At 34.0% G+C, this 12,892-nt stretch carries 13 protein-coding genes and 1 pseudogene; 2 read left to right on the top strand and 12 right to left on the bottom strand.

Annotated elements, in window-relative coordinates; all coding sequences use genetic code 11:
* The 11 genes and pseudogenes from IDG63_RS08665 to purE form a co-directional block, all read right to left on the bottom strand.
* Window positions 1-239: pseudogene (locus IDG63_RS08665) on the bottom strand (phosphoribosylamine--glycine ligase family protein); the annotation flags it as partial.
* A gap of 21 nt (window positions 240-260) precedes the next feature.
* Window positions 261-1,739 carry a bifunctional phosphoribosylaminoimidazolecarboxamide formyltransferase/IMP cyclohydrolase gene (gene purH / locus IDG63_RS08660; RefSeq protein WP_000709277.1) on the bottom strand — a complete coding sequence of 493 codons (1,479 nt, stop codon included), beginning with the start codon at window positions 1,737-1,739 and terminating at the stop codon, window positions 261-263.
* 14 nt (window positions 1,740-1,753) lie between these two features.
* The gene (gene purN / locus IDG63_RS08655) at window positions 1,754-2,320 is read right to left on the bottom strand and encodes a phosphoribosylglycinamide formyltransferase (protein WP_000238675.1); all 567 of its coding nucleotides are present in this window, start codon (window positions 2,318-2,320) and stop codon (window positions 1,754-1,756) included.
* 2 nt (window positions 2,321-2,322) lie between these two features.
* Window positions 2,323-3,351 (bottom strand): phosphoribosylformylglycinamidine cyclo-ligase, encoded by a 1,029-nt coding sequence (gene purM / locus IDG63_RS08650; RefSeq protein ID WP_000030811.1) that lies wholly within the window; start codon window positions 3,349-3,351, stop codon window positions 2,323-2,325.
* Window positions 3,344-4,828, bottom strand: a complete 1,485-nt coding sequence (purF, locus tag IDG63_RS08645; protein WP_000483713.1) for an amidophosphoribosyltransferase — start codon at window positions 4,826-4,828, stop codon at window positions 3,344-3,346. The genes purM and purF overlap by 8 nt, the downstream gene beginning before the upstream one ends.
* Entirely contained in the window at window positions 4,807-6,996 is a 2,190-nt protein-coding gene (gene purL, locus IDG63_RS08640; RefSeq protein WP_000032733.1) for a phosphoribosylformylglycinamidine synthase subunit PurL, read from the bottom strand. The genes purF and purL overlap by 22 nt, the downstream gene beginning before the upstream one ends.
* Window positions 6,989-7,660 carry a phosphoribosylformylglycinamidine synthase I gene (gene purQ / locus IDG63_RS08635; protein ID WP_000666806.1) on the bottom strand — a complete coding sequence of 224 codons (672 nt, stop codon included), beginning with the start codon at window positions 7,658-7,660 and terminating at the stop codon, window positions 6,989-6,991. Before purQ ends, purL begins: the two co-directional genes overlap by 8 nt.
* 1 nt (window position 7,661) lies before the next feature.
* Complete coding sequence (gene purS, locus IDG63_RS08630) at window positions 7,662-7,925, bottom strand: phosphoribosylformylglycinamidine synthase subunit PurS (RefSeq protein WP_000848350.1); 264 nt, start codon at window positions 7,923-7,925, stop codon at window positions 7,662-7,664.
* Entirely contained in the window at window positions 7,925-8,629 is a 705-nt protein-coding gene (gene purC / locus IDG63_RS08625) for a phosphoribosylaminoimidazolesuccinocarboxamide synthase (RefSeq protein ID WP_000174044.1), read from the bottom strand. The genes purS and purC overlap by 1 nt, the downstream gene beginning before the upstream one ends.
* A 3-nt stretch (window positions 8,630-8,632) precedes the next feature.
* Complete coding sequence (gene purK / locus IDG63_RS08620; RefSeq protein ID WP_001010414.1) at window positions 8,633-9,757, bottom strand: 5-(carboxyamino)imidazole ribonucleotide synthase; 1,125 nt, start codon at window positions 9,755-9,757, stop codon at window positions 8,633-8,635.
* A complete protein-coding gene (gene purE, locus IDG63_RS08615) occupies window positions 9,744-10,226 on the bottom strand; it encodes a 5-(carboxyamino)imidazole ribonucleotide mutase (protein ID WP_000861572.1) in 483 nt (160 codons plus the stop codon). The genes purK and purE overlap by 14 nt, the downstream gene beginning before the upstream one ends.
* Window positions 10,227-10,426: 200 nt before the next feature.
* On the opposite strand from purE, the gene folD reads away from it, so the two are divergent.
* Window positions 10,427-11,287, top strand: a complete 861-nt coding sequence (gene folD, locus IDG63_RS08610) for a bifunctional methylenetetrahydrofolate dehydrogenase/methenyltetrahydrofolate cyclohydrolase FolD (RefSeq protein ID WP_000225838.1) — start codon at window positions 10,427-10,429, stop codon at window positions 11,285-11,287.
* 919 nt (window positions 11,288-12,206) lie between these two features.
* Complete coding sequence (locus IDG63_RS08605) at window positions 12,207-12,524, top strand: DUF5011 domain-containing protein (protein WP_001037831.1); 318 nt, start codon at window positions 12,207-12,209, stop codon at window positions 12,522-12,524.
* Window positions 12,525-12,671: 147 nt separating this feature from the next.
* Here the strand turns inward: IDG63_RS08605 and IDG63_RS08600 are convergent, their stop codons facing one another.
* On the bottom strand, window positions 12,672-12,794 hold the full coding sequence (locus IDG63_RS08600; protein ID WP_031835089.1) for a hypothetical protein: 123 nt from the start codon (window positions 12,792-12,794) through the stop codon (window positions 12,672-12,674).
* Window positions 12,795-12,892 lie beyond the last annotated feature (98 nt).

Raw genomic sequence — 12,892 nt, 5'->3', positions numbered from 1 at the left:
GCTAATCCATCAATTAGCGGCTGTTCTGGACCTATAACTACCCAATCAACATTTTGCTGTTTAGCAAAATCTAGTATCCCTTGATGATCAGATTCTGAAATTTCAGTGTGTACTTCAGCTATAGGTGTCATTGCCTCATTACCTGGAATGACAAACACTTGTTTAACTAGATTCGATTGATTAAGTTTATATGCAAGTGCATGTTCTCGTCCACCAGCACCAATTACTAATACATTCATTTATGTTACGCCCCTTTAAAATTAGTGTTTAAAATGTCGAGTGCCTGTGACTACCATTGCAATACCATGTTTATTAGCCATATCAATTGAATCTTGATCTTTAATCGAACCACCCGGTTGGATAATTGCCTTTATACCATGTTGTGCTGCAAGTTCAACTGTATCTCCCATAGGGAAAAATCCATCAGATACTAACGCTACATGATCATTGATTTCAATAGCTCTCTCTAACGCAATTTTAGCAGCACCGACACGATTCATTTGTCCAGCACCTATACCTACAGTTTGTTTATTATTACTTAAAATAATTGCATTACTTTTTACTGATGGTACAACTTTCCATCCTAATAACATTGCTTCCCATTGTTCATCTGTAGGTGCTACTTCTGTAACAACTTTCATTTCTTCTTTTGGCACGACATAATTGTCTTTATCTTGAACTAAATATCCGCCAGATACTGAAACAAACTCTTCTTCGTTACTGTCTATAGTCATATCAATTTCTAATAATCTTACATTCTTCTTTTGTTTTAAAATATCTAATGCTTCATCTGTAAATTTTGGTGCAATAATGACTTCCAAAAAGATACTATGCAATTGCTCTGCTAACTCAGGTGTTACAGCTCGGTTTAATGCAACAATTCCACCAAATATTGATTGACTATCCGCTTCATACGCATGTTGAAATGCTTGTTCTATCGTGTCACCGATACCAACACCACATGGATTCATGTGTTTAACCGCAACTGCAGCAGGTGTATCAAACTTTTTAACTAAAGCTAGTGTAGCATCTGCATCTTTAATATTGTTATAGCTTAATTGTTTCCCATGTAATTGTTTAGCGCCTGCAATCGTGTGCTTAGCATTCGAAGTTCTCACAAAATACGCTGATTGTTGTGGATTTTCTCCATATCTTAAAGTTTCTTTATCCCCTTTAAAGAAACGTACAATCGCTTCATCATATTCTGCAGTATGCTCAAAAACTTTAATCATTAATGATTGTCTATATGACTCATCTAACGAATCGTTTCTTAATCGCGTCAATACTTCATGATAATCTGCCGGATGTACAATTGTTGTTACATGTTTATAGTTTTTAGCTGCAGCACGTAACATTGTTGGACCACCAATATCAATATTTTCAATTGCTTCGTCCATCGTCACATCAGGGTTTGCAACAGTTTGTTGGAATGGATATAAATTAACTACTACCATATCAATTAAATCTATATGTTGTTCTGATAATTCATTTAAATGCTGCGGTTTATTTCGATCAGCTAAAATGCCACCATGAACAGCCGGATGTAATGTTTTAACACGGCCATCCATTATTTCTGGAAAATGTGTTAAGTCTGAAACAGAACGAACTGGTACATTTGCTTCATCTAATATACGTTTAGTACCACCAGTTGAATATAATTCATAATTTAATTGCGTTAACGCTTTAGCAAACTCTACAATACCTGTTTTATTTGATACGCTCAAAATAGCTTTCTTCATCACATACATACTCCTTATTTTACAATTTTAGCAATAACACTTGGATATAACTCATATTCCAATTTTTTTACTTTCTCTTCTAATTGTTCTTTTGAATCGTCCGGTCTAATATCACATTGTCTCTGTTCAATAATTTCTCCCGTATCCATACCACAATCAACATAATGTACTGTCGAACCAGTAATAGTATCGCCACTATGATATGCTTGGCCTATTGCGTCAATCCCCTTATATTTCGGCAATAGAGATGGATGTATATTCAATATTTTACCTTCAAATGAAGCTAATAAATCTGGACCAATTAGACGCATGTAGCCAGCTAAAATAATCCACTCTACCTTATCTTTATTTAATAATGTTACTAAATGTTGTTCATACGCTGCTTTTGAATCAAATTGTTTTGGTTCATTAATATAAACAGGAATACCGTGCTTTTTTGCTCTATCTATACAAAACGCATTTTGATGATCCGTATATAGCGCCGTAACTTCAATATTTTCAAGTTTTCCTGATTCAACATGCTCAACTATATTTTCAAAGTTACTTCCTGAACCTGATGCAAAAATCGCAATTTTAACCATTGTTATACCCCCAACAATTCAATTGCAGTTGACTCATTTTTCACAATATGACCAATTTGATAAGCTTCCACATTTTGTTCTGCTAAAATCTTCAAAGCGCGTGATGCATCTTTTTCATCAACGATAACCGTATAGCCAATACCCATGTTAAAAATGTTATACATTTCATTTGTGTCTATATTGCCTTGTTGTTGTAACCAATCAAATATTTTTGGCGTTGGAAATGATGTAGTATCAATTCTAGCAGCATATCCGGCTGGCAATGCACGTGGAATATTTTCATAAAAACCTCCACCAGTAATATGATTCATTGCCTTAATAGAAACTTCTTTTTTTAAAGCAAGTACAGGTTTGACATATAATTTAGTTGGTTCTAAAAAGACATCTATAAATGGACGATTATCGAAGTTTGATGCCAAATCAATGCCTGATTCATTAATTAATTTGCGCACTAAACTGTATCCATTTGAATGAATGCCACTTGACGCAAGTCCTATAACAACTTGTCCCTCTTTCACTTCTGAACCATCTACATAGTCATCCTTTTCAACTGCTCCAACAGCAAATCCGGCTACATCATATTCACCTTCGTGATACATTTCACCCATTTCAGCAGTCTCTCCACCGATAAGTGCAGTATTCGTTTCAACGCATGCATCACTAATACCTTTAACAATTTGTTCAATAACTTCAGGAACAACTTTATTTGTAGCGATGTAATCTAAAAAATACAATGGTTCTGCACCTGTCGTTAAAATATCATTAACACACATTGCGACTGCATCGATACCTATCGAATCATGTTTCCCATAGTCGATAGCTAGTTTTAATTTCGTACCTACTCCGTCTGTTCCAGAAACTAAAACTGGTGCTGTCATATTTAATTGTGATAAATCAAATGTAGCACCGAATCCACCTAAACCACCGATAACTTCTTTACGCATCGTACGTTTAACATGACTAGACATTCTTTCTACAGCTTCATAACCAGCATGAATATTTACACCAGATTGTTCATATGCTTTAGACATTTAAATTTCCCTCGCTATCAAAAAAGTGTTTGTTTTTAGAAATATATTGCTTTTGTCGATGACTTAAATGCGCTTTATAATTTGCTTCATAATCATATAACCCTGCAGGATAATCTCCAGTGAAACTTTCTACACATAAGCCACTATATGGCGCGTCATAATCTAAACCAATTGATTCAATTAACCCATCTACAGATAGATATGCTAATGAATCAGCGCCAATATAATCTTTAATTTCTTCAGGTGATTTGCTTGCAGAAATTAATTCTGCCGTAGTTGAAACATCGATTCCATAAAAACTTGGGAACATAAATTCCGGTGATGCTATACGCACATGTACTTTATTTGCACCAGAATCTTTTAACATTTTCACAATGCGTCGAATTGTCGTACCGCGAACAATGGAATCATCAACAAGAATGATATTTTTCCCATCTACTATATCTTTTACCGCAGATAACTTCACTCTCACACCTTGCTCACGTAATTCTTGAGTTGGTTGAATAAATGTTCTTGCAACATATTGATTTTTAACTAGTCCCATTTCATATGGCAAACCTATTTCTTCAGCATAACCACTCGCAGCTGATAGCGATGAATTGGGTACACCGATGACCATATCAGCATTTACAGGGCTTTCTTGGGCTAATTTTTTACCAGAAGCTTTACGTACTGCATGGACATTTTTACCAGCTATTGTTGAGTCTGGTCTAGCAAAATAAATATATTCCATCGCAGAAATTGCAGTTGTCGTATGATGTGTATAAGATTTAACTGTAATACCTTTATCGTTAATCACGACATATTCACCTGCATGAATATCTTGAACAAATTCTGCACCTAACACATCTATTGCACATGTTTCACTTGCAAGGATGTATGTACCATCTTTCATTTTACCTACAACAAGTGGTCTGATAGCATTTGGATCTACTGCGCCATATAACGCATCTTTAGTTAATATCGCAAATGTAAAACCGCCTTTAACTTTTCGCAAACTTTCTTTTAACGCTTCCTCAAAAGTAGGAGCTTTACTTCGACGTATCAAATGCATAATGACTTCAGTATCAGAAGACGAATGGAAGATAGCACCTTGTTTTTCTAAATTCTGACGCAATGATTTAGCATTAATGAGGTTACCATTATGACAAATACCTACACTCATATCATAAAAGTGATACAGAAACGGTTGAATATTTTCAATACCTTTATTACCTGAAGTAGCATAACGGACGTGACCAATTGCATGTTGATATCCTTTTAATCGTTCCATTTGATCATCTTTAATCGCTTCAGTTAGTAAGCCTAATCCTCGCTCGCCTTTTAATTCATTTTGATCAGAAACAACTATACCTGCACCTTCTTGACCACGATGTTGCAAACTATGAAGTCCCATATATGTTAGTTGCGCTGCTTCAGGATGATTCCAAATACCAAACACGCCACATTCTTCGTTTAATCCTGAGTAGTTAAACATTGAGCAATTGCCCCTTCCCATATTTGTTTAATATCTGAAACATTTTCACTAATCTCTGTATATGGTGTTGTTACTTTGAAATTATCACTATCTGTTAAAAGTCCAATTTCTATTGCATTATCAATATTTAAAGTTTTACCTGATTTAACAGAAACAACATATCGGCCTTGCGTCTCACTAAACAATTGTGCATTTGTTATATCTATTGAAGACTTTAATCCTAAACCGTAATGCGCACTTAGTTTAGCTAAAGTAATCAGTAAGCCACCTTTACCAACTGTTTGAACATGTGATAATAGTCCTTCACGAATAGCGGTCTTGATTGATTCACCTTTTTCAACTTCTGAACTCAAATCTAATGACTCAAATTCATGATTAACTTTGCCATAAATTAACTTTTCAAGTTGACTACCACCAAAGTCGTCCTTAGTATCACCGATTAAATATAATTTATCTCCAACTTGAGGTTCAAAATCATTTAAATAATTTACATTTTCAATCAAACCTACCATTCCAACAACTGGTGTTGGGAAAATAGAAGTACCTTTCGTTTCGTTATATAAAGATACATTTCCAGAAACTACTGGTGTCTTAAGAATGTCGCATGCTTCTGCCATACCTTTCGTTGAATCTATCAACTGTTGATAGATTTCTTTCTTTTCAGGAGAACCATAATTTAAACAATCTGTCATTGCTAATGGTGTTGCACCCACGGCAATTAAATTTCGATAAGCTTCAGCTACTACCATCTTTCCACCTTCATATGGATTGTTATATACATAACGCGCTTCACCATCAATTGTTGAAGCAATTGCCTTATTTGTGCCTTCCACACGTACTACCGATGCTTGAAGTCCTGGCTTAATTATCGTATTGGCACCAACTTGTTGGTCGTATTGATCATATAAATAGTGTTTAGATGCTATAGTCGGATGCTTAAGTAATTTAAAGAAAGTATCTTTAACATCGATGTGTGTATAATCATTTTTAGAAGTATTATAATCTTTTTCTTCTCCTTCTAAAATATATACAGGTGCTTCATCAGCTAGTGGTTCAACTGGAATGTCAGCATAAACTTCATCATCATATGTTAAAACAAAACGATTTGTATCTGTAACTTCACCTATAACAGCACTATCCAATTCGTGCTTATCAAATAAATCTAAGAATTTTTGTTCATTACCTTTTTCAACAACTAGTAACATACGTTCTTGAGTTTCTGAAAGCATCATTTCATAAGGAGAAATACCTGGCTCACGTGTTGGCACTTGTTCTAATCTCAAATGTAACCCACTACCACCTTTTGCCGCCATTTCAGACGATGAAGATGTTAAACCAGCAGCACCCATATCTTGAATACCAACTAATTCATCAAATGTAATTGCTTCAAGTGTTGCTTCCATTAATTTTTTACCTACAAATGGATCACCGATTTGTACAGAAGGTCGTTTACTTTCGCTTTCTTCCGTCAATTCTTCAGATGCAAAAGTAGCACCATGAATACCATCTCGACCAGTTTTCAAACCAACATAAATGACCGAATTACCTACACCTTTTGCTGTGCCTTTTTGAATCATGTCGTGATTGATAACACCAACACACATTGCATTAACAAGTGGATTGCCATCATAACATTCATCAAATTCGATTTCACCAGCAGTTGTTGGAATACCAATGCAGTTACCATAACCTCCGATACCCTTTACAACCCCTTTAAGTAATCTTTGGTTTTGTTTATTATCTAATTCTCCAAATCTAAGACTGTTTAACAAATTAATAGGTCTAGCCCCAATAGAAACAATGTCACGAATGATTCCACCAACGCCTGTAGCAGCCCCTTGATATGGTTCAATTGCTGATGGATGATTGTGAGACTCTACTTTAAATACTACGGCTTGATTATCACCTATATCGACTACCCCTGCACCTTCACCTGGACCCATAAGCACATGCTCACCTGACGTAGGAAATTGCTTTAAAAACGGTTTAGAATGTTTATAAGAGCAATGTTCACTCCACATAACAGAAAAGATACCTGTTTCTGTAAAGTTAGGTTGTCTGCCTAAAATATCGCAAACTTTTTCATATTCTTGATCACTTAATCCCATATCTTGATATACTTTTTCAAGTTTAATTTCTTCAACGCTTGGTTCGATAAATTTAGACATGTTGTTCCCTCCAACTTTTTACCATCGCTTCAAATAATTTCACACCACTATCAGTACCTAACAACGTTTCTAAAGCTCTTTCAGGATGTGGCATCATGCCACATACATTGCCTTTTTCGTTAACAATTCCTGCAATATCATCATATGAACCGTTCGGATTATTCACATATTTCAGAATAATTTGATTGTTAGCTTTTAATTGTTGATATATTTCATCAGTACAATAATAATGACCTTCACCGTGAGCTACAGGATATATAACTTTTTCACCTTGCTCATAAAGATTTGTAAATGCCGTTTGATTATTCACTATTTCTAACTCTTCATTTCTACTAATAAATAAATGTGAATCGTTATGCAATAATGCACCAGGTAATAAGCCTATTTCAGTTAAAATTTGAAACCCATTACAAACACCTAATACTGGCTTACCTTCAGTTGCAAGACGTTTAACTTCCGAAATAATCGGCGCTACACTAGCCATTGCCCCAGATCTTAAGTAATCCCCGAATGAAAATCCACCAGGAATAAGTACGCCATCAAATCCACTTAGTGATGTTTCTCTATAATCTACATATTCCGCTTCAACACCACTTTTAATAGCAGCATTAAACATGTCTCTATCACAATTCGAACCTGGAAAAACAAGAACCGCAAATTTCATTTTATGCATTCTCCTTTTCATCATCTAACACTTTATAGCTATATTCTTCAATCACTGTATTTGCAAACAATTTTTCACTTAGAGTTGTAATAATGTTGTGTACCTTTTCATCACTAACCTCATCCACTGTCATATATAATACTTTTCCTACACGAATATCATTCACTTGTGCATAACCTAAGTCATGTACAGCTCGAGTAAGCGTTTGTCCTTGCGTATCTAATACTTGTGGTTGTAATGTGATATGTAGTTCAATTGTTTTCATTATTTTAAATCCTCCAATTTGTTTAAAAATATTTGATATGTTTCAATCAGTGATCCAGTGTTATTTCTATATACATCTTTATCAAAGTTTGCATTGGTAGCTTTATCCCAAATTCGACATGTATCTGGAGATATTTCATCCGCTAACAAAATTTGACCAGTCTCAGTCTTTCCAAATTCGATTTTAAAATCTACTAATTTTAAATTCATAGCATCCATTAATTGTTTCAACACATTATTAATCTTTAATGCTTTGGATTTTAGTATTTCAATATCTTCATCTGATGCTATATTGAGCAATTTAACATGGTCATCCGTTATCAACGGATCATTTAACGCATCATTTTTATAGAAAAATTCTACAAGTGGTTCTCTAAAAACTTCACCATTTTCAAAACCTAAACGCTTTGTAATAGATCCACTAGCAATATTACGAACAACTACTTCTAATGCAATTATTTTCACAGGCTTAACTAATTGTTCTGTTTCAGATAATTGTTTAATAAAGTGACTTTCTATTCCATTTTCTTGTAAATATTTAAATATAATAGAAGTAATTTGATTATTTAATCGCCCCTTACCTGCCATTGTGTCTTTCTTAGCCCCGTTTCCAGCAGTAACTTCATCTTTATATTCAACTCTTAATTCATTTTCTTGATTTGTTGAGAAAATGCGCTTCGCTTTTCCTTCATATAATAATGTCATGCTTTAATTACTCCCCTCAAATTTAGCGTACATATCTTGTTCAGTTTGGTTTACATCATTCGTTAGTACAGTCATATGCCCCATTTTTCTGCTATCTTTACGCCCAGACTTACCATAAATATGTAAGTGCCACTCTGGATGTTCATTAAATTCATTTTCCAATAAATCTAAGTCTTTACCTAGTAAGTTCATCATGACTGCAGGCTTTAATAATTCAATTGAATTTGGTAATGATTGTCCGGTAACTGCTAAAATATGAGTATCAAATTGTGAATAATCACATGCTTCAATTGAATAATGTCCGGAATTGTGAGGCCTTGGTGCAATCTCGTTCACATACAATTGGTTGTTACTATCTATAAAAAATTCCACTGTAAATGTTCCAATGAAATGAATCGATTGGATAATTTTATTAACTTGCTCTTTCGCCTCAGCTGTTTTATCTATTCTCGCTGGAACAATTGTTTTGAAAAGTATTTGATTTCTATGCTCATTTTCTTGTAATGGGAAAAAAGTGATTTGATTGTTGTTTCCTCTTGTAACAGTAAGAGATACTTCTTTCTTGATATTCAAATATTTTTCAGCTACGCATTCACTAGTTTCAATTAATTTAAAACCTTCTTGTAAGTCTTTTTCGTTGTTAATTAAAACTTGACCTTTGCCATCGTAGCCACCAAATCTAGTTTTTACAATAAAAGGATATCCTAATGTTTCAATTGCTTTGTCAATATCTGTAGATTCTTTTACTGAAATGAACGGGACAACTTTGGTACCAGCACTTTTTAATGTTTCTTTTTCAGTTAAGCGGTCTTGTAATAACTGTATAGCTTGGTAACCTTGCGGAATATTGTACTTTTCACATAATAGTTTTAATTGTTGGGCTGAAATGTTTTCAAATTCATAAGTAATCACATCACATTTTTGTCCTAATTGATTGAGTGGCTTTTCATCGTCATACTTGGCTTGTATAAATTCGTGTGCAACGTATCTACATGGACAATCTTCAGAAGGATCCAATACAACCACTTTATAACCCATTTTTTGAGCTGATTGTGCCATCATCTTTCCAAGCTGACCACCACCAATAATGCCAATAGTCGCACCAAACTTTAATTTATTGAAGTTCATTTTGCATGTCCTCCACTTTTTGAATTAACGAAGATTCATACTGATTTAGTTTTTCAACTAAAGAAGGATTTTGAATACTTAACATTCTTGCTGCAAGTATACCTGCGTTTTTAGCACCTGCTGCACCAATTGCAGTCGTTGCAACCGGAATACCTCCTGGCATTTGAACAATTGATAATAAAGAATCTATACCCTTTAAACTTTTTGTTTCAATCGGCACTCCAATAACTGGTAGCGTCGTTAATGATGCAACCATACCTGGTAAATGTGCCGCACCGCCAGCGCCTGCAATGATAATGTTTATACCTCTTTCTCTCGCTTCAGAAGCAAATTGAACCATCATTTTTGGCGTACGATGTGCGGATACTACTTGTTTTTCGTACGGAATTTCAAAATAATCCAACATGTTACAACTCTCTTGCATAATTTTCCAATCGGAAGAACTGCCCATAATGACTGCTACTTTCACTTTGTACACCCTTTCAAAAGTTTGAATTGTGAATTACTTTAGTTGTATATTATAGATATAGCATAACAAGCAATTTCTGCTTTTTCAATCAAAAATCGAACTTTATTTTGATTTTTTGTTTGAATTTACGTCTTTTGCTATGTAAATTAGTTTTATAAACTAACAAAGTTAGGATATTGACAATAGGAGGAGAAGTTTTTATGGTTGCTAAAATTTTAGATGGTAAACAAATTGCCAAAGACTACAGACAGGGGTTACAAGATCAAGTTGAAGCGCTAAAAGAAAAGGGTTTTACACCTAAATTATCCGTTATATTAGTTGGTAATGATGGCGCTAGTCAAAGTTATGTTAGATCAAAAAAGAAAGCAGCTGAAAAAATTGGTATGATTTCAGAAATCGTACATTTGGAAGAAACAGCTACTGAAGAAGAAGTATTAAACGAACTAAATAGACTAAATAATGATGATTCTGTAAGTGGTATTTTGGTACAAGTACCATTACCAAAACAAGTTAGCGAACAGAAAATATTAGAAGCAATCAATACTGAAAAAGATGTGGACGGTTTTCATCCAATAAATATAGGGAAATTATATATCGATGAACAAACTTTTGTACCTTGCACACCGCTCGGCATCATGGAAATATTAAAACATGCTGATATTGATTTAGAAGGTAAAAATGCAGTTGTAATTGGACGAAGTCATATTGTCGGACAACCAGTTTCTAAGTTACTACTTCAAAAAAATGCATCAGTAACAATCTTACATTCTCGTTCAAAAGATATGGCATCATATTTAAAAGATGCTGATGTCATTGTCAGTGCAGTTGGTAAGCCTGGTTTAGTAACAAAAGATGTGGTCAAAGAAGGAGCAGTAATTATCGATGTTGGCAATACGCCAGATGAAAATGGCAAATTAAAAGGTGACGTTGATTATGATGCGGTTAAAGAAATTGCTGGAGCTATTACACCAGTTCCTGGTGGCGTTGGTCCATTAACAATTACTATGGTATTAAATAATACTTTGCTTGCAGAAAAAATGCGTCGAGGTATTGATTCGTAAAGAGCCTGAGACATAAATCAATGTTCTATGCTCTACAAAGTTATAATGGCAGTAGTTGACTGAACGAAAATTCGCTTGTAACAAGCTTTTTTCAATTCTAGTCAACCTTGCCGGGGTGGGACGACGAAATAAATTTTACGAAAATATCATTTCTGTCCCACTCCCTAATAACTGAGTTTTAATGAAGTCTTTTAACCCACATTAAATATTATTTTGCAATTGCAATGAAGAACAAGAAAAATCTGGGACATTAATCGATCAAATGCTCCCTTCAAAGTAGACATTGAATAAATGAAGGCTTTGAAGGGAGCATTTCACTTTGTTCTTGGCTCAACAATTTTATATAGACAGTAGTTAATTGAATGAAAATAAGCTTGTAACAAGTTTTCAATTCTAGTCAGGGGCCCCAACAAAGAAGCTGACGAAAAGTCAGCTTACAATAATGTGCAAGTTGGGGATGGGCCCCAACACAGAGAATTTCGAAAAGAAATTCTACAGGCAATGCAAGTTGGGGGATGGGCCCCAACAAAGAGGAATTGGATTTCCAATTTCTACAGACAATGCAAGTCAGCGAGGCCCCAACACAAAAGCTGTGACTATGATAAAGTACTACTACATAATTAATCATTAGTGGTTCTTTATCATTTTCGCCTCCCTTTTCTTATTGTTTTGATACACTAAAATTTAAGTTCAAACTGTCGAATAAAGTTATATTTGATTTCAAATTATCCCTAAATTATTAATTTTACAATTGTGGCAGATTTTCAAAATAATAATTATTTCCTCATTATTTATAAATTTATATTTAAATTTCATTCTTTATAGGGTAAGATTAGGACTATAGTATGATGTGTAAATAATATAAATTAAGGTATAGTAAAGCTAACTCAGAAATGACTTATCATTCGGAGGTTACATTATGAATAAACTATTACAGTCATTATCAGCCCTCGGTGTTTCTGCTACACTAGTAACACCAAATTTAAATGCAGATGCAACGACGAATACTACACCACAAATTAAAGGCGCTAATGATATCGTTATTAAGAAAGGTCAAGATTATAACCTTCTAAACGGCATAAGTGCATTTGATAAAGAAGATGGAGATTTAACCGATAAAATTAAAGTCGATGGCCAAATTGATACATCTAAATCTGGTAAATATCAAATTAAATATCATGTCACTGATTCAGATGGTGCAATTAAAATTTCCACTAGGTATATTGAGGTTAAATAGCCCTCATCACTATACTGCAAATAAAATGGTAGCAAACGAACATGTTTTGCTACCATTTTATTTGTTATTCTAACTTCATCTGCAACTTTAACCCAAATATTGTATTTTTTCTGTATACCAAAGAACTACCTATCAAATTATTAAAACTTAACTGCTCTTTTTAAAAGAATGTTTTGATTTTGAACAAACAAATCTCCACTTTTCATTGTTTAACGATAAATTACTTTTGGCAAATTCCTTATTAAAATGTTTGCGCTTCCTTTCAATCAACTAGCCATCATTTTCAATTTATTAGACAATTTCAAACTTTTTTTATTTTCATTCAATTAACCTTTAATTGAAAGCTATTCTCAACTTTCCTTTTAAAT

The organism is Staphylococcus sp. EG-SA-14, assembly GCF_017151935.1.
GTDB classification, from domain to species: domain Bacteria; phylum Bacillota; class Bacilli; order Staphylococcales; family Staphylococcaceae; genus Staphylococcus; species Staphylococcus aureus.
Note: the sequence above shows the minus strand (reverse complement) of the source record. Positions and strands in the feature narration are given on the sequence as shown.